This is a genomic window from Leclercia barmai (genome assembly GCF_049312895.1).
Lineage (GTDB): Bacteria > Pseudomonadota > Gammaproteobacteria > Enterobacterales > Enterobacteriaceae > Enterobacter > Enterobacter barmai.
The window spans coordinates 1,604,754-1,628,995 of record NZ_JBMNWZ010000001.1 but is presented as its reverse complement, the minus strand read 5'-3'; the positions used below and the strand labels follow the sequence as shown (position 1 = coordinate 1,628,995).

20 protein-coding genes are annotated in these 24,242 nt (G+C 57.1%); 13 read left to right on the top strand and 7 right to left on the bottom strand.

Going from position 1 to position 24,242, the window contains the following annotated elements:
• The first annotated feature begins 99 nt into the window (after window positions 1–99).
• Together acnA and ACOYA6_RS07715 are read left to right on the top strand one after the other, a co-directional pair.
• Window positions 100–2,748, top strand: a complete 2,649-nt coding sequence (acnA, locus tag ACOYA6_RS07720) for an aconitate hydratase (protein ID WP_422654430.1) — start codon at window positions 100–102, stop codon at window positions 2,746–2,748.
• Window positions 2,749–2,750: 2 nt separating this feature from the next.
• Window positions 2,751–3,662, top strand: coding sequence for a LysR family transcriptional regulator (locus ACOYA6_RS07715; RefSeq protein ID WP_422654429.1), 912 nt, complete (start codon window positions 2,751–2,753; stop codon window positions 3,660–3,662).
• Here ACOYA6_RS07715 and ACOYA6_RS07710 read toward each other — a convergent pair whose 3' ends face one another.
• Window positions 3,663–4,751: a lactonase family protein gene (locus ACOYA6_RS07710; protein ID WP_422654428.1), complete on the bottom strand. Its 1,089-nt coding sequence runs from the start codon at window positions 4,749–4,751 to the stop codon at window positions 3,663–3,665.
• A gap of 310 nt (window positions 4,752–5,061) precedes the next feature.
• On the opposite strand from ACOYA6_RS07710, the gene phbB reads away from it, so the two are divergent.
• Together phbB and ACOYA6_RS07700 are read left to right on the top strand one after the other, a co-directional pair.
• Window positions 5,062–5,805 (top strand): acetoacetyl-CoA reductase, encoded by a 744-nt coding sequence (gene phbB / locus ACOYA6_RS07705; RefSeq protein ID WP_422654427.1) that lies wholly within the window; start codon window positions 5,062–5,064, stop codon window positions 5,803–5,805.
• Window positions 5,806–5,879: 74 nt separating this feature from the next.
• A complete protein-coding gene (locus tag ACOYA6_RS07700) occupies window positions 5,880–7,217 on the top strand; it encodes a CitMHS family transporter (protein WP_139565210.1) in 1,338 nt (445 codons plus the stop codon).
• A gap of 45 nt (window positions 7,218–7,262) precedes the next feature.
• Here the strand turns inward: ACOYA6_RS07700 and ACOYA6_RS07695 are convergent, their stop codons facing one another.
• Complete coding sequence (locus ACOYA6_RS07695; RefSeq protein WP_039028604.1) at window positions 7,263–8,156, bottom strand: GntR family transcriptional regulator; 894 nt, start codon at window positions 8,154–8,156, stop codon at window positions 7,263–7,265.
• Between the two features lie 730 nt (window positions 8,157–8,886).
• Between ACOYA6_RS07695 and ACOYA6_RS07690 the strand changes: the two genes are divergently transcribed.
• From ACOYA6_RS07690 to ACOYA6_RS07675, 4 genes are all read left to right on the top strand, one after another.
• Entirely contained in the window at window positions 8,887–9,222 is a 336-nt protein-coding gene (locus ACOYA6_RS07690; protein WP_251929549.1) for a copper-binding protein, read from the top strand.
• A 46-nt stretch (window positions 9,223–9,268) separates the two neighbouring features.
• Window positions 9,269–11,290 (top strand): protein-disulfide reductase DsbD family protein, encoded by a 2,022-nt coding sequence (locus ACOYA6_RS07685; protein WP_422654426.1) that lies wholly within the window; start codon window positions 9,269–9,271, stop codon window positions 11,288–11,290.
• The gene (gene dsbG / locus ACOYA6_RS07680; RefSeq protein WP_039028607.1) at window positions 11,287–12,042 is read left to right on the top strand and encodes a thiol:disulfide interchange protein DsbG; all 756 of its coding nucleotides are present in this window, start codon (window positions 11,287–11,289) and stop codon (window positions 12,040–12,042) included. Before ACOYA6_RS07685 ends, dsbG begins: the two co-directional genes overlap by 4 nt.
• Window positions 12,043–12,210: 168 nt before the next feature.
• The gene (locus ACOYA6_RS07675) at window positions 12,211–13,473 is read left to right on the top strand and encodes a Y-family DNA polymerase (protein ID WP_039028608.1); all 1,263 of its coding nucleotides are present in this window, start codon (window positions 12,211–12,213) and stop codon (window positions 13,471–13,473) included.
• Window positions 13,474–13,905: 432 nt separating this feature from the next.
• Here the strand turns inward: ACOYA6_RS07675 and ACOYA6_RS07670 are convergent, their stop codons facing one another.
• Entirely contained in the window at window positions 13,906–14,583 is a 678-nt protein-coding gene (locus tag ACOYA6_RS07670) for an SOS response-associated peptidase (protein ID WP_422654425.1), read from the bottom strand.
• 196 nt (window positions 14,584–14,779) lie between these two features.
• Here ACOYA6_RS07670 and ACOYA6_RS07665 point away from each other — a divergent pair, with 196 nt between their 5' ends.
• The 4 genes from ACOYA6_RS07665 to ACOYA6_RS07650 all read left to right on the top strand — a co-directional run bounded on the left by ACOYA6_RS07665 (window position 14,780) and on the right by ACOYA6_RS07650 (window position 19,276).
• Complete coding sequence (locus ACOYA6_RS07665) at window positions 14,780–16,258, top strand: DUF1254 domain-containing protein (protein WP_422654424.1); 1,479 nt, start codon at window positions 14,780–14,782, stop codon at window positions 16,256–16,258.
• Between the two features lie 14 nt (window positions 16,259–16,272).
• Window positions 16,273–17,736 (top strand): DUF1254 domain-containing protein, encoded by a 1,464-nt coding sequence (locus tag ACOYA6_RS07660; RefSeq protein ID WP_422654514.1) that lies wholly within the window; start codon window positions 16,273–16,275, stop codon window positions 17,734–17,736.
• Window positions 17,737–17,795: 59 nt separating this feature from the next.
• On the top strand, window positions 17,796–18,278 hold the full coding sequence (locus ACOYA6_RS07655; protein ID WP_422654423.1) for a glutathione peroxidase: 483 nt from the start codon (window positions 17,796–17,798) through the stop codon (window positions 18,276–18,278).
• Between the two features lie 104 nt (window positions 18,279–18,382).
• On the top strand, window positions 18,383–19,276 hold the full coding sequence (locus ACOYA6_RS07650; protein ID WP_223075358.1) for a siderophore-interacting protein: 894 nt from the start codon (window positions 18,383–18,385) through the stop codon (window positions 19,274–19,276).
• A 36-nt stretch (window positions 19,277–19,312) separates the two neighbouring features.
• Here the strand turns inward: ACOYA6_RS07650 and ACOYA6_RS07645 are convergent, their stop codons facing one another.
• The 4 genes from ACOYA6_RS07645 to ACOYA6_RS07630 form a co-directional block, all read right to left on the bottom strand.
• A complete protein-coding gene (locus tag ACOYA6_RS07645; RefSeq protein ID WP_422654422.1) occupies window positions 19,313–20,344 on the bottom strand; it encodes a methionine synthase in 1,032 nt (343 codons plus the stop codon).
• A 27-nt stretch (window positions 20,345–20,371) separates the two neighbouring features.
• Window positions 20,372–21,355, bottom strand: coding sequence for a DUF1852 domain-containing protein (locus tag ACOYA6_RS07640; protein WP_039028615.1), 984 nt, complete (start codon window positions 21,353–21,355; stop codon window positions 20,372–20,374).
• Between the two features lie 163 nt (window positions 21,356–21,518).
• Window positions 21,519–22,289: a hypothetical protein gene (locus ACOYA6_RS07635; RefSeq protein WP_039028616.1), complete on the bottom strand. Its 771-nt coding sequence runs from the start codon at window positions 22,287–22,289 to the stop codon at window positions 21,519–21,521.
• Window position 22,290: 1 nt separating this feature from the next.
• Window positions 22,291–22,488, bottom strand: a complete 198-nt coding sequence (locus ACOYA6_RS07630) for a hypothetical protein (protein ID WP_039028617.1) — start codon at window positions 22,486–22,488, stop codon at window positions 22,291–22,293.
• Between the two features lie 173 nt (window positions 22,489–22,661).
• Between ACOYA6_RS07630 and ACOYA6_RS07625 the strand changes: the two genes are divergently transcribed.
• Window positions 22,662–24,047, top strand: coding sequence for an FAD-binding oxidoreductase (locus ACOYA6_RS07625; protein WP_138369069.1), 1,386 nt, complete (start codon window positions 22,662–22,664; stop codon window positions 24,045–24,047).
• The last annotated feature ends 195 nt before the right edge of the window (window positions 24,048–24,242 follow it).

Sequence of the window (24,242 nt, the reverse complement as noted above, 5' to 3'; positions counted from 1 at the left end):
AGAACGCTATCTTATCAAGAGTTCAATTTTCACCCGCTCCCCGGCATGGCAACGTTATCCGCACATGAACATAACAATACTGCTGTGACGGAAGGTTTTATGACATCGATCCTGGCCCTCAACCAATCAGAGCTGATCATTGATAATCAGCCTTACCATTTTCTGGATCTCACCCGGCTGCTGCCGCTGGAGAGGTTGCAGACCATCCCTTTCTGCCTGCGCGTGCTGCTGGAAAACGTGGCCCTGCGTTCGCCGGGAGCGCTGCCCGCGTTTTTGCAGATGCTTGCCGGGTCGGCGGAGAAGGGCGAAGTGGCCTTTTATCCCGATCGTCTGATGTTTCACGACACCACCTGCCTGCCGGCGCTGGCCGATTTTGCCGCCATGCGCGATCTCACGACCGAACTGGGCGGCGATGCCACGGCGATTAACCCGCGCATTCCGGCGGTGCTGACTATCGATCACTCGGTGATTGTCGAAAGCTACGCCTCACCTGCAGCGCTGGAAGAGAATCTGCGCTTCGATTTTCGCCGTAATGCCGAACGCTACCGCTTTATCCGCTGGGCAGAAAAGAGCCTGGATAATTTCCGGGTGATCCCGCCCGGCACCGGGATCATCCATCTGATGAACCTTGAGGCCGTCGCGGAGGTGGTGACGGTGGATAACACCGCTGCCGTTCCGCTGCTGCATGCGGACTGCATGATCGCCACCGACAGCCATACCCCGATGATCAACGCCCTGGGCATTTTGGGGTGGGGCGTGGGCGGCCTCGAAGGGCAGGCCGCGCTGGTGGGGGAACCGGTCACGCTGCGTTTCCCTGAGGTAGTGGGCATCTCGCTCTCCGGCGCACTCTCCTCTGAGGTGAGCGACAGCGATCTGGCCCTGCACATCACCCGTCTGCTGCGGGAGACGGGGGTGGTGGGTAAATTTGTCGAGTTCACCGGGCCGGCGTTAGCCGCTATGTCGGTTGAATCCCGGGCCACCATCGCCAATATGGCCCCGGAATACGGCGCGACGGTGGTGTTCTTTCCGTTTGACGAACGCAGCGCCGAATACGTTGCCTTAACGGGGCGGAGCGAAGAAAAGCAGGCGTTAATCCGGGCCTATATGCAGGCGCAACACCTGTGGCGCACAGAAGCGTCGCCGCAGCCTGCGTTCAGCCAGCGCATAGAGCTCGATCTTTCCACCATCGAGCCCTGCATGGCCGGGCCGGTAAACCCGCACCAGCAGATCCCGCTGGGGCAGGCGGCCAGCAGCTTCGACGAGACGCTGAGCGTCGAAGCGAAAGGGCGGCAGTGGACGCGGGCGGACTACCCGGAGCCGATCCGCCAGGGGGCGGTGGCCATCGCGGCGATTACCAGTTGCACCACCACCGCGAACCCGTGGCTGATTGTTCAGGCGGCGCTCTTTGCCCGCAACGCCGCGAAGCACGGCCTTAAGCCAAAGCCCTGGGTGAAAACCTCGTTCTCGCCGGGCTCACGTGCGGTGACCGACTATCTCAGCGAGTCGGGTTTGCTGTCCGAACTGGAAAAGGTCGGTTTTGACGTGACGGGCTACGGCTGCATGACCTGCATCGGCAGCTCCGGGGCGCTGCAACCGGCCATGGAGGCGCTGGTCAACGACGGCCTGCAGGCGGTCTGCGTCCTCTCCGGCAACCGTAATTTCCCCCGTCGGGTGAATCCCTCCCTCGGACACGGCTATCTGACCTCTCCGGCGCTGGTGATCGCCTGGGCTCTCGCAGGCCATATCTCTCATGACATGCTGAACGAACCGCTCGGGGTTGACGACGCGCAGCGCCCGATCATGATGCGCGATCTTATGCCGTCGCGCGAAGAGGTAGAAACCTGGCTCGGGCGGGTAATGAAACGCGAGCACTACGTTAAGCGCCGGGAGATTATCTGGCAGGGTACGGGCCACTGGCAGGAGATCGTTGCCCCGGGAAGCGTGCACTATCCCTGGGAGGCGGGCTCCACCTATCTGCGCCGTCCGGGTTATCTTGAGCGTTTACCCCGGGATCCCGCCGCGCCGCTGACGCTCTCCGGCGCGCATCCGTTCCTGTGGTTAGGGGATGATGTCACCACCGACCATATCTCTCCGGCCGGAGCGATCCCGCTGGCGAGTCTCGCCGGGCAGTGGCTGATTGAGCATCACGAAGATCCGCAGGACCTGAATTTATACTCCACGCGTCGCAGCAATCACGAGGTGATGGTGCGCGGAGCTTTCAGTAATACGGCGCTCTCTAACCGCCTGCTTCCGGCGGCGCTACGTGGCGGCGGCGGAAAGGCCTGGGATGCCGCGCATCAGCAGATCCTGCCCGCGTATGACGCCGCGCAAAGCTGGCTGCAACGTGAAACGCCGTTGGTGATCTTCGCCGGAGAGCGCTACGGCGCGGGCTCCAGCCGGGACTGGGCCGCTAAAGCCCAGGCGCTGCTGGGGGTGAAGGCGGTGATAGCGCAGAGTTTCGAGCGGATCCACCGCACCAACCTGATCGGCATGGGGATTTTGCCTTTGCATCTCGACCCGGCTGACGCCGCGCGCCTGCCGGAGATGGACGGGCGCGAAGCGATCGACGTGGAAGGGCTGGAAAACCTCCAGGCGGGCAGGACGCAGCTGACGATGCGTATCCGGCGGGACAACAGCCTGCTGGGCGAATTCGGGCTGACGCTGACCCTCGATTCGCAGCAGGAGCTGCGTTATCTCCGCCACGGCGGTATTTTGCCGTATGTTATTCAGCAAACGCTGAAGCATTAACCATGGATAAAACAATGCGCTTTGATCTGGTCTCTCTATCACTGTTCGTGGCGGTCGCCGAGGAGCAAAACCTCACCCACGCGGCCCGCAGGAAGCATACCGCGGTATCGGCGGTCAGCAAGCGTATCGCGGAGCTGGAGCAGCAGGTGGGCACCCCGCTGATGCTGCGCATGCCCCGGGGCATCACCCTTACCCCGGCGGGCCACTCCTTGCTCTACCATGCCCGCCAGGTGTTCCGCAATCTTGAGAAGATGGAAGAAGAGCTCAGTGACTATGCCGCGGGGATCCGCGGCCATATCCGCATCTACACCATCTCGGCGGCGCTGATGAATAACCTGCCGCGGGTGGTGAGCGACTATCTGGCCCACTATCCGCAGACCGATATTGAGATTGAGGAGCACACCGGGATAAGCGTGGTGCAGGGGCTGCTGTCGGGCGAGGCGGACGTCGGGTTCTTCTCCAGCTGGACGTCTGCGGCGGGGATCGTCTCCTGGCCCTGGCAGCACGATCTGCTGTCGGTGCTGGTGTGGCCCACTCACCCCCTGGCGGGGCGCAGCGAGCTGAAATTTGAAGACATTATTGATGAGAAGCTGATTGGCGCGCACCGCAACAGCGCCGTGAGCCACATCCTTGAGCGCCAGGCCCGCGCCTGCGGTAAGACCCTCAGCGTCGGGCTGCGGGTGAGCAGCTTTATCTCCATGGCCGAGCTGGTGGCTCAGCAGCTGGGGATCGCCATTGTTCCGGTGAACGAGGTAGCCTCTTCAACGCTGCACCGCGGCGTGCGGTTAATTCCCCTCGCCGAGCCCTGGGCGCAGCGGGAGCTGCTGGTGGGCGTAAAAGATTACGCCCAGGCCTCGCCGTCGGTTAAATCCCTTATCGGCAGCCTGATCCCCTGTGAACCTGGCCAGGAGTAGTCAGGCAAAACAGATGCAGGTGGGGCTGGCAGTGGCAACCACGACATCCGTTGCCGACAACATGCCGGTTTCACTGTCGACGTCGAACACCTGAAGAGTGTCGGAATCTTCGTTGGCGCTGATGAACTGCCTGCCGTCGGGCGACAGGGTGGTAAAGCGGGGCGTTTTTCCGCCGCACGGCACCCAGCCAACAGCGGTGAGTGAGCCATCCTGCGGGCTGACGCTGAACACGGCGATGGAGTCATGCCCGCGGTTGGCGGCATAGACAAAACGCCCGGAAGGATGCACCTCGATCTCACTGGCGTCGCTGCGCAGGTCGTAACCCTCCGGCAGCGCGCTGAGAGTTTGCCGCAGCGAGAGCGTGCCGTTTTCCCGGTCAACGTGAAAAAAGGTGACGGTGCTGCTCAGCTCGCTGAGGCCGTACAGCCACTGGCCATTGGGATGAAAATCGGCGTGGCGGGGCCAGCTGCCTGCCGGGAGCATCACCTCATCGGCAAGGCATGAGCGGGTCTGCTCCCAGTGATAAAGGCGCATCATATCGATGCCGTTGCCCGCCTTGCGGCCCTGAACCGGGACGGCAAAGAGATTGCACCCCGGCGCAAAGACGATCTCATGCGGACGGGACAGGGAGTCAGGGCCGGTATGACCGGCGATGCGAGCGAAATCGATGGGCGGCTCCAGCCCTTTATCGCTGACCGGCAGGGCGGCAATGTTGCCCCCTTCATGGTTGGCGATCAGCAGCGTGTTGCCGTCGGGCGTCAGCGCGGCCCCAACCGGATTATTTCTGCGGGCGGGCTCCAGATCCGGGTGAGGGTGGCGTGGCCCGGTGGTCTGCTCGCTACTTAACGTCAGCAGGCCGGTGTCAGGATCGCGATCGAACACCGCCACGCGGTCGCCATCGCCGTGCAGCGCATACAGCCGGTTGCGCCGCATATCAAGCGTCAGCCAGGAGGGATTTTCCTGCACGGAAGCCAGGCACTGTAGCGGCTCCCATTTACCCGACTCGGTAATGCGGAACAGGGTGATCCCCTTACCGCGCGCACCGCGCCATGCCGAAGTCCGGCAGCCAACGTAAGCATAGGTTGTCATGAGAGCTCCTGTTTTCTTTGCATTTTTTATAATATAAATGCAATTATCGTGCTGTGATGGTTGTCTCGTTTCTCAGTGCCAACCCTCGTTATGCCTGTGTTTGTGCGGCTTTGATGGCAGATTTCCTGCCATGAAGATAACGAATGCAGATTCTTTTCTGTCCTGATAATTGCATTTAATTATTTGCAAATGCAGAAATTGAACGATCTTGCTCACATTTCCAACAAGGTCAGGTTGCGGAATGACTATGCCCACCGCTTAATGTTAATGAGAAGTGAGCAATGTTAATAATCTGCAACGGGAGAGGGGTATGACCCAACGTATCGCGTATGTAACATCGGGAATGGGGAGTCTCGGCACGGCTATTTGTCGTCGGCTGGCGCAGGACGGATTTATTGTCATCGCGGGTTGCGGGCCGAATTCCAAAAGAAAAAACGCCTGGCTGGAAGATAACAGGAAATTAGGTTTTGATTTTATTGCCTCTGAGGGAAACGTTGCAGACTGGAATTCCACGGTTAAAGCCTTTGAAAAGATCCGCGCGGAAGTGGGCGAGGTCGACGTGCTGATTAATAATTCCGGCACGGCGCGCAACGTATTATTTCGCGATATGCAGCCCCAGGAGTGGCAGGCGGTTATTGATACCAACATGAACTCCTTATTTAACGTCACGCGTCAGGTAGTGGACAGCATGATGGCGCGCGGTTGGGGGCGCATTATTAATATTTCCTCGTTAAACGCGCAGATTGGCACCGTCGGCCAGGTGAACTACTCCACCGCAAAATATGCCGTCCGGGGCTTTACCCGCGCCCTGGCGCGCGAGGTGTCGGCGCGCGGCGTCACGGTGAATACCGTCTCCCCTGGCTACCTTGCCACCAGCAAACTGAAGACGGTCACTCCCGTTCAGGTTATCGACAAGATTGTGCAGGAAATACCGGTCAGGCGGCTGGGATCGCCAAAAGAAATTGCCTCTATTTGCGCCTGGCTTGCCTCCGATGAAGCCGGATATGCCACCGGGGCGAACTTCTCCGTCAACGGCGGCATGCACATGAGTTAATCGCTTTTCCACAACAATTAAATTACGTACATAACTTCATTACGCATTTAGCAATATCTGCGTCGGAGACTCTTATGCTCTCGTTCCTGGGTTACGGCATGATTGTGGTCTTTATGATCCTTATCATGACCAAAAAATTATCCGCGCTGACGGCCCTGACTATTATTCCCATTCTGTTTGCGCTTATTGCCGGTTTTGGCGGTGAGATGGGCGATATGATGATTGAGGGGTTAAAGAAGGTCGCGCCTACCGCGATTATGGTGATTTTTGCCATTCTTTATTTTTGTACCATGTTCGATACCGGATTATTCGATCCGATAATCCGCTTCTTCCTGCGCATTATTAACGGCGACCCGGTTAAAGCGGTGATGTGTACGGCGCTGCTGGCGGCGATGGTCTCCCTGGACGGTGACGGATCAACCACCTACATGATCTGCGTGACGGCGATGCTGCCGCTGTTTAAGCGTATTCGTCTCGACCCGCTGGCCCTGACCTGCGTGGTGTTCCTCTCCGGGAGCGTCACCAATCTGCTGCCGTGGGGCGGGCCGCTGGCGCGCGTGTCGGCGTCGTTAAAGGTGGAGTCGAGCGAGCTGTTTATCCCGCTGATCCCCTCGATGATCTGCGGCCTGGTGGGGGTGCTGGTGCTCTCCTGGTATATCGGCATCCGTGAACGCCGCCGCCTGGGCAAGCTGAGCATTCAGACCAACGGCAACGGCGCGGTCACGGAAGAGGATGCCGAGAGCTATCTGCCTGCTATCAATGAGGTGAATGACGAGCTGCGTCGGCCAAAAATGTTCTGGCTCAATGCCGCCCTGACGCTGGCGCTGATGGCCTCGCTGGTGATGGAACTGCTCCCGCTGTCGGTGCTGTTTATGGTGGCCTTTGCGATTGCGCTGCTGATTAACTATCCGCATCTGGATGCCCAGCGCCAGCGTATTGCGGCCCATGCGCCTGCCGCGCTGAACCAGACCTCTATCTTCCTGGCGGCGGGGATCTTCGCCGGTATTCTCTCCGGCACCGGGATGGTGACCGCCATGTCCAACACGCTGTTAGACGTGCTGCCCCAGTCCTGGGGGCCGTATCTGGCGCCGATCACCGCCCTTATCAGCCTGCCGGGCACGTTCTTTATGTCCAACGACGCCTTCTATTATGGCGTGCTGCCGGTCCTGGCCGAGGCGGCCAAAGCCTACGGTATCGATCCGGTTGAGATAGGCCGCGCGTCGCTGGTGGGCCAGCCGGTGCACCTGTTAAGCCCGCTGGTGGCCTCAACCTATCTGCTGGTGGGGCTTGCGGGGGTGGAATTCAGCGACCATCAGAAATACACCTTCAAGTGGGCGTTCCTGCTGTGCATGATCTTCCTCGGGTCGGGGCTCTTACTGGGGCTTTATCCGGTCTATTCGGTCGCCAGCTGACAGCAAAACGGCTCACACTGTGAGCCGTTTTTTTGGGGACAAGGGTTAATTTTCCGCGCTGATCCGGCGCATTTTTTTATTATCGAGGGCGACGGAGAGGTGTTGCTTCATGGTGTACGACGCCTCAATCCGCTGTCCGGATTCAATGAGGGCGAGGATGCGCATATGATCTTTCACTTCCGCGTAGTAGCGGTTGCGGTCATCCATGATGCGATAGTCCATCAGCCGACGCATGCGGTTGACGTTACGTAGAGAGATTTCAAAGAAGGGATTGTTGGAAAAACTGATGATCGTTTCGTGAAAACGGTAGCCCGCCAGTTGCAGCTGAGTAGGGGAGAGGCGCTCAATGCCGCTCTCCAGCAGCATTTCCAGCTCGCGGCGGATCTCGTTAATCTTCTCCTGCGGTGCGTTGAACGTAGGCTCCAGGATAGCCATCGGTTCAATGACCATACGGAAACTGAAAATCTGCTCCAGCGCGGTCTTGGTTTTGGCGACCGGTAAAAAACGCCAGCCGTAGCCCTGCTTGCGCTCAACCCATCCTTCGCTGATGCCCCGGGCCAGCACCGTCGACAGCTGGCTTTTGGTGAGGTTATAGCGCTTCATCAGGAACAGCTCGGTCACTTCCGACTCGATCTCATCCCGCAGCCAGTCTTCGGCAAGCTGGTAATACTCCGGCAGATCCAGCTCTTCAGAAGGTGCCGGTTGGGTATCCGCCTGCGGGGCGTAGTCCTCTTTAACGAAAAAACCGCGGTTTTGCTTTTGCAGCAGCACCCCTTTCTGTTCCAGATATACCAGCGCTTCACGAACGGGGGAGCGCGAAACATCAAAGGTTTCCGCCAGCTTAGGTACGCTGAGATGCGATCCCGGAGCAATATCGCCGCTGTCGATTAAACCCAGTAATTTCTGTGAGATACGTTCAGTGAGTGCACTAATTTTCATGCAGGCGCCCTGATTCAGGAGAGGAAAATGCAAATTTATAAAATATTATTGCATTTATTTTTCTTTAAAAGCAATGTCCGCTGCACCAGGTTGAGGGAGCACCACAATAAATATTGGCACGGCCTGCCCCCTCTCCATTCAGGGAGAGGGGTGGGGTGAGGGGGAGCATGCGGCTGTGGTGGTGGTTCCGTTCACTGTATGTTTTGTGCTTCTCTGTAAGCCCCGTCACCCGTGAACGTGCTAAGTGGGCTCGCCGCCGCCCCCTTAGCAATCCCGGCTCCCGGCCAGGAAAATCGCCGCTTCGCGGTGCACTCAGCTTATTCCCGCAGGCTTAGGGTCGGGGGCGATCCTACATCCATGTAGGTCGCCCCCTCTCGGTGCATCCGTGCGCCTCGCCCCGGCCTGCGGTCAACGCTTCGTCGATTTTCCGCCGGAGGAGGGAGTCGCTGTATGTCGTTTACTCTCCTGAAATTATTTTATCGCGGAAAGCATACGAAAATTACCGGGTGATGCGCTTAGCCCTTAAATTAGGCACGCGCATTGAGACGTCGGTTGATTAAGCGGCATTATGCTTTCCTGTGGCTGATTGCGCGGTAAGCTGAGTTCCCCGCACCTTGTCATTACTTTACAAATTGCTCCTTGCCCGAAGACGCGTCGCTCACTATTCTCATTGCCCATGAATATCCTGACGGGTCCGACTCAACATAAAAACAGGCAACTAAGAGCCGTCGTGCTTCTTTTCGTTGCCTGTATTGTCATGCTGATCTGTCTGACCCAGCGGGCCAGCATCCTGCACCACATGCAGGTCAAAGCCGCCACGCTCTCGTTGACCGCTGAAAACAGCCCGCAGGAGCTGACGTCGCCAGGGTTGTCGCCCTGCGAGCTCAGCGCCCACTCCCTGCTGGCCGCCCAGCCTCTTCATTTTGATAACCTTCTGCTGTTACCCACACTGCTGGTTCTCGTTTTAGCGGTGCTGATCAAAATCAGCGTCCTGCCGAGGCCGGTCATCCTGTTTCGTCCTCCGCTCCTCCGAATACATCTCAAAAACTGCGTTTTCCGTGAATGACTGAACGGGCTGTCCCTGTTTAGTTAATTTTTCACGGAGAAAATGTATGAATACGCTTTTCAGGAGCCTGTGGTTCCTGTTATTCAGCCTGTCCACCGCTTATGCGGCGGTCCCGGGCTGGCCGATGCAGCCTGACAATTCCCATGCTCAGGTGCATGTCTTACACGATGCGCCCGCTAACGGGAAAGTGCGCCTGCTGCTGGATGTCACCCCCGATGACGGGTGGAAAACCTACTGGCGAAGCCCCGGTGACGGCGGCTTTCGGCCGGTGATCGACTGGACGCCGCAGGCCAGTACGCAGTGGCACTGGCCGCGGCCCGTGCGCTTTACGTCTGCCGGGTTCAGCTCGGTGGGCTACGAGAGCCGGGTGGTGTTTCCACTGGAAATCACCACCGATGAGGTGCAGCGACTGCGTGGGAAGCTGACGCTTTCCCTGTGCAGCAACCTCTGCGTGGTCAAAACCTTCCCGCTGGATCTCAACCTGGCATCCGGTCCGTCGACGGGCTTTGCCAGCGCGTGGGATAACGCGATGCGCGCGGTTCCTGCAACCAGCGGGGCGATGGCGGTGAACTCTGTCGCCACTGACGCAGATCAGCTGACGGTTAAACTGACCTCACCGGAAGGCTGGTCCCGGCCTGAACTGTTCACGGATAACCCGGCGGGGGCGACTCTTTCCCCGCCGCAGACGACGATCGACGGCGACACCCTGACGGCACGGTTTAGGGTCAGCGATGAGCAGGGCCAACCGCTGGAGGCCTCTCATCTACAGCAGATCGCGCTGCTGGTCAGCGACGGCACCCGGAGTCAGCAGCTCAGCGTTGATATCAATGCTTCTACCTCGCTGTGGCAGATTCTGGCTGTGGCGCTGGTGGGTGGCCTGATCCTCAACCTGATGCCCTGCGTGCTGCCCGTTCTGGGCATCAAGCTCGCGTCGCTGATGACCCTGGCAGAGAGCACCCGCCGTCAGACGCGGCTGCGTTTTCTGGCAACCGCGTCCGGGATCCTGTTCTCGTTTCTGGTGCTGGCGGCGGTCGTGACCGGGCTGCGGCTGTCCGGGGCCTGGATTGGCTGGGGCTTTCAGTTCCAGAATCCCTGGTTCATCGGCGCGATGGTGCTGGTGACGTGGATTTTCTGTTTCAGCCTGGCGGGCCTGATAGAGATCCGTCTGCCTTCCACGCTCACCACCCGGCTGGCGACCGCGGGCGGCAACGGTACCGGCGGGAGTTTTCTCGAAGGCGCGTTTGCGACCCTGCTTGCCACGCCCTGTACGGCACCCTTCCTCGGTACGGCTGTGACCTTCGCCCTGGCGGCTCCCGTCCATCAGCTGTGGCTCATCTTTTTTGTTCTGGGTATCGGGATGAGTCTGCCCTGGCTGGCCATCAGCATGGTGCCGGGCGTGGCGCGCTGGCTGCCGAAGCCCGGCCCCTGGATGGGGAAGCTGCGTCTGGTGCTGGTGATCCTGATGCTCGGCTCCTGCATCTGGCTGATGTCGCTGCTGATGAAGGAGTGGGGCGCACGCTATGTGCTGATCGGCGGCGGCCTGATGGTGGCGTTTTTCCTTTACCGCTGCGCGAAGGCCATGCCGAACCACCGGGAAAATCTGCGCAGCCTGGCCTTTGGCGTGCTGTTTGGTGCCGGGCTGTATGCTTTTCTGGCTCCACAACCCCAGGGCAAGGCCGGTTCACCCCTGAACTGGCAGCCGCTGAGTGAGGCCGCGCTCAGTGACGCGCTGAACGCCAGAAAACGCGTGCTGGTGGATATCACCGCCGACTGGTGTCTGAACTGCCGGGTGAATGAAGTCCTGGTGCTTCACCGGCCTGAGGTGATCGCCGCGTTAAACCGCGACGACGTGGTACTGTTGCAGGGCAACTGGAGCCAGCCTTCCGCTGAAATCGAGCAGTTCCTGAGGCGCTACGGCGCCAGCGGCATTCCGTTTAACGCCATTTTTGGCCCTTCACTTCCGCAGGGGCATGTATTGCCCTCCCTGCTGAGCAAAGACGCCTTGCTGACCGCCCTGGCAAAGGCCGACACGGCCGCGCCATCTGATTTTACTGAGGAAAAAAAATGAACAAGATCCTGTCCCTGTTGATGTTGACCTTAAGCTTCAGCGCCCTGGCGCAGACCGCTGATTTACCCGAACCCATTAAACACGTCCAGAAACAGGGCATTGAAATTATTAAACCGTTCAGCGCCCCCGGCGGGGTGGAAGGGTGGCTGGGGAAATATCAGGATATGGGCGTCACGCTCTATCTCACCCCGGATAAAAAGCACGTGATTTCAGGCTATATGTACGATGCCGAGGGCAATAACCTGAGCGAGAAGGTCATCAACGATGAGATCTATATTCCTGCCGGGCGCGAAATGTGGAAACAGCTCACCGCCGCGCCGGGGATCGCAGAAGGTAGCGCGGACGCGAAGTGTCAGGTGGTGGTCTTCTCCGATCCCTTCTGCCCGTACTGCAACAAGTTCTGGCATCAGGCCCAGCCTTATCTCAAGGATAAAAGCATCAGCACCAAAACCCTGCTGGTGGGCGTGATCCGCCCGGACAGTGCCCAGTACGCGGCGGCGATCCTCTCCGCCAGCGATCCGGCTAAAGTGTGGCATGACCTTGAAAGCAGCGACGGGAAAACGAAACCGGCGCTGAAAGGTAATACGCCGCCAGCGGTGTTTAAGCAGATCCAGCAGAACCAGCAATTGATGGAGCAACTCGGAGCCAGCGGTACGCCTGCCATTTATTACCTGAATAAAGATCGCGCCCTGCAGCAGATCGTCGGTTTGCCTGACGCTAAGCAGATGGCCGATCTGGTGGCCTGCAAATAAGCCTCTTCGGTTATTAACCTGAACCATAGTCTCAGCCGTTGTGCCGGTAAGCACCTTGATTTGTTCGCAAAATCATTGATACTGTATATATATACAGTTAAACGGATTTGAGACTATGCCACCCATCTACCCACGCGTTACCGCGCCCGTAAAAGGGCGCAAATAACCATGTTTGCGCTTGTCGACGTGAACAGCTTTTATGCCTCGTGCGAGACGGTGTTTCGCCCGGACCTGAAGGGACGGCCGGTGGTGGTGCTGTCGAATAACGATGGCTGCGTGATTGCCCGCAGCGCCGAAGCGAAAGGGCTGGTGACGATGGGGGCGCCGTATTTTAAACAGAAAGAGATTTTCCGCCGCCACGGCATTGTCGCCTTCAGCAGTAACTACGAGCTGTACGCCGATATGAGCAATCGGGTGATGACCACCCTGGAGGAGATGGCTCCGCGGGTTGAGATCTACTCGATTGATGAGGCTTTTTGCGATCTCACCGGGGTCAGCAACTGTTGCAATCTGGAGGCCTTTGGCCGCGAAATTCGCCAGACGGTGCTACAACATACGCACCTGACCGTCGGGGTGGGCATTGCGCCCACCAAAACCCTCGCCAAGCTGGCAAACTTTGCGGCAAAAAAATGGCAGCGGCAGACCGGCGGCGTGGTGGATTTATCCCGCGTTGAGCGTCAGCGCAAGCTGATGGCGGCGCTGCCCGTCGGCGAGGTGTGGGGTATCGGGCGGCGGATGAGCAAAAAGCTGGAGGCGATGGGCATTAATACCGTACTGGCACTGGCGGACACCCCCACGGCCTTGATCCGCAAACATTTCAGCGTGGTGCTGGAGCGTACCGTACGCGAGCTGCGCGGCGAATCCTGTCTGGGGTTTGAAGAGTATGCTCCGCACAAGCAGGAGATTATCTGCTCCCGCTCGTTCGGCGAAAAAGTGACGGATTACGAGGCAATGCGCCAGGCCATCTGCAGCTATGCCGCCCGCGCCGCCGAGAAACTGCGGGCTGAACACCAGTACTGCCGGTTTATTTCAGCCTTCGTGAAGACGTCGCCGTTTGCGCTGAACGAGCCTTATTACGGTAATAGCGCCTCAACCAAACTGCTGACGCCAACGGAAGACAGCCGGGATATTATTGAAGCGGCGACACACTGTCTGGATATTATCTGGAGAGAAGGGCTGCGCTATCAGAAAGCCGGCGTCATGCTGGGGGATTTTTTCAGTTCTGGCGTCGCGCAGCTGAATCTGTTTGATGAAAATCCGCCCCGGCGCAACAGCGCAGAGTTAATGGCGCTTATCGATAAACTTAATGAACAAGGGCGCGGAACCATCTGGTTTGCCGGGCAGGGAATAGAGCAGAAATGGCAAATGAAAAGGGAAATGTTATCCCCGCGATATACCACGCGTTTTTCTGACTTTCTTCGGGTCAGATAAATCTCTTTCACTAAAATAGTGCAAAGGATAAAAGTAATTATTTGTCAGATAAGGAAGATATATCCCTGGGCGATTAAGAATTGCGCTATAGTGGTGACTCTATTCACCTGCCCGGAGGGGCTATTCCCAACATAAAATTTGAGTGCCCGGTTTGCACAAGCAAGAGGTTTCGTTTTACCTCTTTTTGCCCCACGCAAACCCAACCTCATGGTGCTGTTTGTTCCGTCTGCGGAACCCGACTCACCGCACACTCATGCGTGCCGCTTCCCAAAAGGAGACGCTGGCCAAAACAGGTGGTTTAGGTGTTAAAGGGGAGGGTTAATTCTGGCCCTCCTGAATTATTATTTTACCGCTACGCTGGTGATGAATGTATATTTGCTGGCGCTTCGTTATTTCTGCAAATAATCATTATTAATAAAATCGGGTTTTATTTTACGGCTCACTTATTTTATTGATCAATTCTGCCCCCTGATTTTTTACATTCCCCACCGCCCGCGTGACGGCATGCCAGTGGAATTCATCTGCGGGTACCGCGCCCGTCCGGGCTATCTCTTCAGCCTCTTTGCCGCTCACCGTTTCGCGCAGCCATTCGCGTGCTGACTTCGGCGTCAGCACCAGCGGTCGCCGGTCGTGGATATCCACCAGCCCTTTATCTGCCGCGGCGGTCACGATCAGGAACCCTTCCGCGGTATCTCCGCGCTCAAACGGGGTGCTGCCGATCGCCGCCATAAAAATGGGCTGTCCGTCGGCGCGCGCGATAAAGTAAGGCTGCTTTTTGTCTCCCTCTTTTTTCCACTCGAACCAGCCGTCGGCAAAGACAATCGCCCGACCGTGGTTCCACAGCGGCTTAAACATCCGGCTGCTGGCGGCGGTTTCCAGGCGGGCGTTGATCAGCGGCGGCTTATCCCACCAGCCAGGGGCGTAGCCCCAGAACACCGGGTCGAGATGCAACAGATCGTCGCGCTCGCTGAGCAGCAATACTTTGGTGCCAGGCGCGACGTTATAGCGCCCGATGGGTTCCGGGTCGTAGGGGATGTCGCACTCCGCTTCATCCGCAAGAAAGGCGAGATACTCTTCCCGGGTCTGCGCCTGGGCGAAACGTCCGCACATAATTACCTCCGAGGGTTTTCTTAAGTATAGGTTGTGTATTTCCCGGATTTTAAATAGCTCAAAACACTATTCATTTTGCAAAACCAACTATCCTTTCTAAGAACATTCTGTCTCGTTTGTTTTAATCCAAAAGTCATCACCGATCGTATGTAAGTCGTTCATTTCGCTTTTACTACTCTTATATCGGGATACACCTATGAAACTCCGAATAATCACTTCTGCCGTTGTGCTGTCACTCGCTTTAGCCCAACCCGCAATGGCCGCCGACGCGCCGCTTTCCCCCCTGATGAAGCAACTGAATAACGGTAACTGGTTACCGGAGCAGGAAGCGCAGTCATTAAGCGACGAACTCTATTATCAGGATGCGATTCAGGCCTACATCCAGACCCTGCCGCTGCTGAATACCATTGGCCTGCGCGATGGCTCTGAAGCCGCGTTTGGCAAAGGCTATAACGTCCTGCCGATCTGGAAAGAGCGAATGGACAGCCGGGCGGTGGTGCCTACGCCTAACGGGGATGTGATCTATTCCATGAGTTATCTGGATCTGAAGGATACGGGGCCGCTGGTGATCAAAGCGCCACCGAACGTCATCGGGATGTTTACCGACTTCTTCCAGAAAACCATTACCGACGTGGGGGCCATCGGGCCAGACCGCGCCCGGGGTGGCCTCTATTTACTTCTGCCGCCGGATTACGACGGTCCTGTGCCGCAGGGGTATTACGCCTTTAAATCCTCAACCTATAACGTCTTCCTCTTCTTCAGAACCATCATGGGGAAAGGTGAAGGCAAACCCGATCCGCTCCCGGCGGTGAAAAATGCCGAAACCACCCGCGTCTATCCCCTCTGGGATGTGGAAAAGGACGTGAAGCCGATGCAGTTCCCGGATGCCAGCGGGAAGCGGGTGAACATGGTTTATCCCACCGACGCCAGCTACTGGCAAAAGCTGAAAACCTTTGTGGATTATGAACCGCTGACCGCGATCCCGGATGCCACCCGCAGCGCGCTGCTCAGCATCGGCATTGTGAAGGGCAAGCCGTTCACCCCGACGGCCAAACAGCAGGAGTTACTGAACAAAGCCGTGGAAACCGCGCCGCGCATGATCCTCGCGCGTCGTCAGGTGGGGCGTGATGACCAGCGTCAGCTCTATTACAAAGACCGTCAGTGGGAGACCTCCTGGGCGGGTGCTACCGCAGAGTGGATGCAGTACGGCACCCTTGATGCCAACCAGCGCGCGGCCTTCTTCCAGATTGCGTACTCCAGCGCGGCGGCAATGGTGATGCATACCACCGGTGCGGGTTCCAAATATCCGTTTGCCACCAAAGACGGGTCCGGCAAGTTCCTGAACGGCAGCAATACCTATAAGTTGCACCTGCCGCCAAACCCACCTGCGGCGCTGTTCTGGGCCGTGACTGCCTACAACATTACCGACGGCACCATGCCGGAAACCGATCAGCTGTTACCGTCCACCAACGGCTATTACAACATCCCGAAAAACAACGATGGCTCTATCGACCTCTGGTTCGGGCCGAACAAACCGGACGGTGTGGAAGACAGCGCCTTTATCAAAACCGTTCCTGACCGCAATTTCCTCGTGGCGCTGCGTCTGTATGGCACCGAAGACGGATTCTACGATCAAACATGGATCCCGGATGACCTGGTCCAGACAAACCAATAAAGGTGAATGACGTGATGAAAATAAAGTATCTGGCACTGTTTACAACTCTGGCGCTTAGCGCGGGCGCGTTCGCCCAGACCGAACCGCTCACCATTCCTCATGCCACCCAGTTCGATCAGCTCACGCAGCCGTCGGCGGATGTCACCATGCCGGAGAGCTATGTCAAAGCCATCGCGCAGCAGGCCTATATCTGGGGCTGGCCGATGGTGAATCAGTTTAACCGTCGGGAAACCATCACCAAAGCGCCTTACCCGGCGCTGAACGGCGGCATGGTGCCGGTAGCGCCGATGGGCCAGCTCAGCATGCTGACGGACTACATCAAGCCGGAGGAGACCTTCGTTACCTGTCCAAACCAGGACGTGGCCTACGGGCTGGGCTTCTTCGAACTGGATAAAGAGCCGATCGTCATTCAGGTTCCCGATTTCGGCGATCGCTTCTGGGTGTACGCCATTTACGATGCCCGCACCAATCAGATTGGTAACGTCGGTAAACCTTACGCCACCAAACCCGGTTTTTATCTGCTTGTCGGGCCCAACTGGAAAGGGGAAACCCCGCAGGGCATTAACGGTGTGATTCAGTCCTCCACCGAAATGGCCAACGTTATTCCTCGCGTCCAGATGGATGACACCCCGGAAGACCGGGCGGCGATCCAGGCCCCGATCAAAGAGATTATGACCTACCCGCTGAGTCAGTTTGACGGCAAAATGAAATCCTTCGAATACTCGAAAATCCCGGCCATCGGCGATAAACCGGATGCCAGCGCAGGCGAGACGCGCTGGGTTATTCCGGAGAAATTCTTCGACCAGTTCGCCAATGTTCTGGAAAAAGTGCCGCCGCTGCCTGGCGAAGAGGCCATGTACGCCCAGTACCGTCACCTTGTCGAGGCCGGCAAGAAAAACCCGGAAATCCGCAAATGGATGGATGCTGCCGCCGTAGAGACGGATAAAACCGTCATTGCTGATTTCTTTAAGTGGAAGAACAACGGCGTACCGGCGGGCAACGGCTGGAACCGTTCAAAAAACAACGCCGAGTTTGGGGTGGACTACTACAACCGTACCGGCACCTCAAAATCGAACATGTTCGATAACAAACCGAACGAAACCCAGTATTTCTACACCGATAACGATGCTGCGGGCACCCAGCTATCCGGCGACCATGACTACACGGTGACCTTCGCGAAAGGCGAACTGCCGCCGGTGAAAGGGTTCTGGTCATTAACGCTCTATAACAGTAAGCATCTGTTCAGCCCTAACGAGCTGAACCGCTTCTCGCTGGGGACCAAAAACAAAAACCTGAAGTACAACGATGACGGCTCCCTGACGCTGTATGTCAGCAAAACCCGCCCATCGGATGATAAAGTGAATAACTGGCTTCCGGCGCCTGAGGGCAATCTGTCCCTCTACATTCGCGCGTACTGGGGTGAACAGCCGATTCTGGATGGCACCTGGCAGCCGCCTAAAATTGAAACGGTGAAGTAAGTTTTTCTGTGGGCACCTTGCCGGTGGCAGGGTGCCATCATGATTTTGAGGTTTTTTGGATGACGAATTTTCATCAACTTTCTGCCACCCGTCTGAATGGCGAGCCCATCTCCATGGCCGACTATGCGGGTAAAGTCGTTCTGGTGGTCAACACGGCCAGCCAGTGCGGCTTCACCCCACAATATGCAGGTCTTGAAACGCTCTATAAAAAGTACGCCTCTCAGGGGCTGGTGGTGCTGGGTTTTCCCTGCAACCAGTTCGGCAAACAGGAACCCGGCGGGGCTGATGACATCGCCCGGACCTGCCACATCAACTACGGCGTGAGCTTCCCGATGTTCGAGAAAGTCGAGGTTAACGGCGCGGCTGCGCACCCGGTGTTTCGTTACCTGAAGGACGCATTGCCCGGCGTGCTGGGCGGGCGGATCAAGTGGAACTTCACGAAATTCCTGATCGGGCGCGACGGTAAACCGATCAAGCGTTTTGCGCCGATAACCACCCCGGAGAAGATGGAAGCCGCTATCGTGGCTGCCCTTGAAAAGTAAGGTTTTGATTCGCAGCACTCCGCACTTAATAAGCGTTCTCATTATCATTTTCGTTTGTTACCATCGGCACATCACAAATTCACGACGCGCGTTAAGGTGAAGGTATGTCGGCTGTGCAGAGTTATCGCTTATTCAACGTAAAACTGGCGCGAAAAGAGGTGCTTTCGCCCTCTATGCTGCGCTGCGTGTTCCGGGGCGACGACGTGCGCCATATGAAATCAGACGCACCGGATCAGCGTATTAAGCTGCTTTTCCCGTCGCTGAACGGCACGCCATTGGCGTTGACCCCAGAAGGATCCTGGTGGGAGCAAATCAAGTCTCTGCCGGAAGCGATACGGCCGATCCTGCGCACCTACACGCTGCGTCGTGTGAACGTTGAGGCCTGCGAGATGGAGGTGGAGTTTGTCATGCATGGCACCGAAGGTCCGGCGTCTGCCTGGGCAACAGGGGCACAACCGGGCGATGAACTGCAGATCGTCGCGCCCAACCGTGACTATCCCGAAGACAGCGGGGGCTACGAGTGGGATCCCCATCCTCAGGCAGAACAGGGACTGATTATTGCGGATGAAACGGCCTGGCCTGCGGTGAAAGGGATCCTGGAGCAACTTGCTCAGCGTGATACGCCCCCGCAGGTACAGGTGTTTATCGAAGTGCCGAAGCAGGGCGACTGTATCGATCTCAGCGCCTATGACTTTGCGGAAGTGCACTGGCGGGCGCGCGAGTTGACCGGGGCCTGCCACGGTGAAGCCCTGCTACAGGCCGTCAAACAGCACGTGAAGCTGCCGGAGTATGCCCTGACCCGGAGTCAGGAGGTGCGGGAAGAGGCCGAAGGAGAACTGCTGTGGGATCGCGCGCAAAGCGATAATCGGTTCCACGGCTGGGTGGCGGCGGAATCCAGCGCGGTGAAGCATCTGCGACGTTATCTGAGCGGGGAACGAAACCTGTCGAAGGAGACAATCAGCTTTATGGCCTACTGGGCTCGCGGCCGCCGTTTGTAATCAGCCGGGCGCGCCTCGCGAGCCCGGCCTGAACGCTTATTTCCCCGCCAGTTCCTTGCGGATAATCTCCGCTCCGGCGCTTAATGCGTTGAGCTTACCGTTCGCCACCTCACGGGATAACGGCGCCATCCCACAGTTGGTGGAAGGGTAGAGCTTGTCGGCATCGACGAACTGCAGCGCCTTGCGCAGCGTAGCGGCCACCTCTTCTGGCGTCTCGACGGTATGGGTTGCCACGTCGATGGCCCCGACCATCACCTTTTTGCCGCGAATAAGTTCCAGCAGATCCATCGGCACGCGGGAGTTGTGGCACTCCAGCGAGATAATATCGATATTTGAGGTCTGCAGTTTTGGGAACGCCTCTTCGTACTGGCGCCACTCTGAGCCAAGCGTCTTCTTCCAGTCGGTATTGGCTTTAATGCCGTATCCGTAGCAGATGTGCACCGCCGTTTCGCATTTCAGCCCTTCGATGGCGCGCTCCAGGGCGGCGATCCCCCAGTCATTCACCTCATCAAAGAAGACGTTAAAGGCAGGTTCGTCGAACTGAATAATATCGACCCCGGCCGCTTCCAGCTCTTTTGCTTCCTGGTTGAGAATTTTTGCGAACTCCCAGGCCAGTTTTTCGCGGCTTTTGTAGTGGTTGTCGTAAAGGGTGTCGATCATGGTCATCGGGCCCGGCAGCGCCCATTTGATCGGCTGGGTGGTGAGCTGACGTAAGTACTTCGCATCGTCAACAAACACCGGCTTCTGGCGGGAGACGGCACCCACGACGGTCGGCACGCTCGCGTCATAGCGGTTACGGATTTTCACCACTTCGCGTTTCTCAAAATCGACGCCGCTGAGGTGCTCGATAAAGGTGGTGACGAAGTGCTGGCGGGTCTGTTCACCGTCGCTGACGATATCAATCCCGGCCCGCAGCTGATCGTCCAGAGAGAGACGCAGCGCATCCTGTTTCCCGGCGAGTAATTCCTCGTTCTGCAATTTCCACGGCGACCAGAGGGTCTCCGGTTGTGCCAGCCAGGACGGTTTCGGCAGGCTGCCGGCCGTGGAGGTGGGGAGCAATGTTTTCATAACAGGTGACCTTATCGTTTTAATTAATCAAAGCGCGCAGTGAGCAGACCATTGCTCAAGAATATTTTTGTACGGCTTGATGAAATGTTTCTCGGTAAATTTTCCCTGCTCAATCGCCAGCTGGCTACGCTCTTCGCGATCGTAAACAATCTTGGTCAGGGAGTGATCCTGGTTCGTCAGGCTGGGCTGGTAATAGTGCCCGGCCACCGAGTTGGCGTTGTAAATCTCAGGACGATAGATTTTCTGGAAAGTTTCCATGGTGCTGATAGTGCCGATCAGTTCCAGGAAGGTGTAGTCGCTCAGCAAATCGCCGGAGAAGAAAAATGCCAGCGGCGCGGCGCTGTCTGGCGGCATAAAATAGCGAACCTGCAGGCCCATCTTTTTGAAATAGGCCTCCGTCAGTGAGGTGCCTTCCTGCTGGTACTCAATGCCTAAAACCGGATGCACATTGCCAATACGCTGGTAGCTGTTTTTGTTGGAGACGCTCAGGCAGATCACGGGCGGTTTGCTGAAGTTAGCTTTATATTCCGCAGAATTAACGAAGTGCTTAAAGATGTTGCCGTGCAGTTCGCCAAAGTTATCCGGAATGCTGAATGCAGGCTGGTTTTTATTGTGATCGGGCAGCAGTACGCTGAAATCATAATCCCGGACATAGGACGAGAAGTTATTCCCGACGATCCCTTCGATACGCTCGTTGGTTTTTTTATCAATGATATTGGTTTTTAAAATTTCAATTGCCGGGAAGGTGGTGGCATTGTCTTCACCTGCGATATTCATCTCAACGGAGATAATATCCAGTTCGACGGAATAACGATCGCCTTTCGGGTTGTCCCAGTGCGCTAAGGTGTTGAAGCGATTATCCATCATCACCAGGGTGTTGCGCAGGTTCTGCTGACGGTTATCGCCGCGGGCCAGATTGGCAAAATTAGTGGTGATGCGCGTGTTTTCCGAAGGATTGTAATTCTCATCGAAACGGCTGCGCTTAATGGTAAAGGTGAAATCGTTATTCATGGTGACGTTTCCTGGCTCTGGCATAAAGCGTGACGCTGTTGCGAAATCACCCTTTATGTTGCTCATACGTTAATATGAGTAACGTTATGCCAGAGCCAGGAGGGGAGTGAAAGCGACTAAATTTCACTGCAACATGAGCCATCTTCATGATCGTGAAAAAAATTCACTCTGCACTCTCCGCGTGCCGTTCCAGATCCAGCGAACTGGCGCTGGCAGGGTCAAAAAGTGAAAGACTTTCAATTTGGTCCAGCATGATCACCTTGCGGAAAGCCATCGCGCTTTTGGGCTGTGAATCGAGCGTAATATCGTGGTCGGCGTACCATTTGCTGTAGTTATGCTCAATGCACAGGCTCAGCGTTTTGCCGTCGCGATAGCCGCTCAGCATCGGGATCAGCACGATATTGGCGGTTTTTTCATATTCCAGGGTCGCGGTATGGATCATCCCGATATAGATCCGCCGCGATTTCAGCGTCACCAGCGCCAGTTCGCCTTCTTCCATACACTGATAGAGCAACTGTTCAATACCGCTGGCCTGTGACAGGCGCTTGTAAAGCTGCTTGCGGCCTTCGCCATCCAGCCTGGCGCTGCCCGCCCAGTTCGAACGGTAGAGGCAAAACAGAATGGCGAAGGCCAGCATCACCACCACCGGTGCCTGAATCCCCAGAAAGCTCCAGTTCATAAAGTCCATTTGCCAGTTGGCGTAGTCCTGCGAGGCAAAGTGGAAAGTATTGGCGGCCCAGGAGGCGGCGAGGAGCACCAGCCACACCAGGCCGGTGGCAAGCACGCCCTGCAATACGAAGATGCAGCCGTAGAGCGCCACGAGAAAATAGACGTCCCAGCCAAAGGATCGCTTGATTTTAAAGCGGGTGGAGAGATCGCGGCTGGTGTACCAGTACCCGGAAACCATCAGCACCATAAAGATCGCCGTTCCCATCTCAGGCCCTCTTCAGCGCGTTAACATGGCGCAGAAAGTCCTCCCGCACCTCCCGGCTTTTGAAGTTGACCGAGGCGTTACCATCCTGATCGATAATAATGCGATCCCCGTCCTCCACGGCTTCAATAATTTCCTGTTGGCTCATCACCTGTAGCAGCGACTCGGGGCTGGAGAAAATCGACGTAAACAGACGCCTCATGGCGTGGGCTCCTTAAAAGTAAAAAGCCTAAGTCTGGTAGGGAAATAGAGATGTTGCCTTAAGGTTAAGCTGAAAAGTGTCGGTTGTGGCCCGGCTTGCTCCCCCATTTTTAACGCCCGATGCTCTCAAACCTACCATAATTAGTAGGGTTAAACAGAGCAGGGGGAACAATCATGAAGGCGTTATCAAAGGCAGAAATCGATGAGTTCAGAGCGCATTTTCAGGGGAAGATACTCTTTCCTGAAGATGACGATTACCACGAGGTGCGTCAGATCTGGAATGCCATGATCGACCGCAAGCCCGCGCTCATCGTTCGCTGCACATCCACCGAGGACGTAGTGCAAGCCATCCAGTTTGGACGCGAGCAACATCTTCTCATCTCAATCCGGGGAGGAGGGCACAACATCGCGGGCAATGCCGTCTGTGACGACGGTCTGATGATCGACCTTTCGCTGATGAAGCGGGTAGAGGTGGATCTGAACACCCGCCGGGCCACCGTCGAGCCCGGCTGCACGCTGGGTGATTTTGATGCGGCGGCACAGGCGCATGGGCTTGCCACGCCGCTGGGCATTAATTCCACCACCGGGGTGGCCGGCCTGACGCTGGGGGGCGGGTTTGGCTGGCTGAGCCGCAAGTACGGTATGACCATCGATAATCTGCTCTCGGCGGAAGTTGTTACGGCAGATGGCCGTCTGCTGCATGCCAGCGGATCCGAAAACGCAGATCTCTTCTGGGGACTGCGGGGCGGCGGGGGCAATTTTGGCGTGGTGACGCGCTTTGAATTCCAGCTGCACCCCGTCGGACCGGACGTGCTGAGTGGGCTGATCGTTTTTCCGTTCGATCAAGCGAGGTCCGTGATATCGCAGTTTGCCCGCTTCACCCAGACGATGCCGGAAGAGCTGAACGTCTGGATGGTCACCCGCAAGGCGCCGCCGCTGCCTTTCCTGCCTGAAGAGGCGCACGGGAAGGAGATGGTGGCGCTCGCTCTGTGCTATGTGGGCCATCCCGAAATGGGCGAGCAACTCATTGCGCCGCTGCGCGGGTTCGGCACGGCAATCGGCGAGCACATCGGCGTAATGCCCTACGTCGCCTGGCAGCAGGCCTTCGATCCGCTGCTGGCAAAAGGGGCGCGTAACTACTGGAAATCGCACAACTTCGTGCAAATCAGCGAGGGCGTCATCGATGCCATCGTCGACTACGCCGCCAGACTGCCGTCACCTCATTGCGAGATCTTCATTGGCACCATTGGCGGCCATACGACCCAGGTTGCGCCCGAGGCGATGGCCTACTCAAGCCGGGATGCAAATTACGTCATGAACGTGCACGGGCGCTGGGAAACCGCCGAAGAGGATGAACGCTGCGTCGCCTGGGCCCGGGAGTTCTTCGCCAAAACCCAGCCTTTCGCCAGCAGCGGGGCCTATATCAACTTCCTCACCCAGGAGGAGACCGACCGTATCGCCTTTGCCTACGGCGCAACCTGGGATCGGCTGGTGGAACTGAAAAGTAAGTACGATCCGATGAATCTGTTCCGGATGAATCAGAATATCAAGCCGGTGTAAGGCCGGGATTGCGCCTGATGACCGTATGCAGTGAAAAACTGGGGTAGCTAAACGTCAGGCGCAGCCCTGCAAAATTTTCTCCTTTCCCAGGGCGTATCTGAACATGCAAGAAGTTGTACAGCCTTTGTGTCGAAATGAGCGGTCCGTAGAGCGGTTTACGATCTGCTGAAAGCGCTGATTTCATGCAGGGAGAGA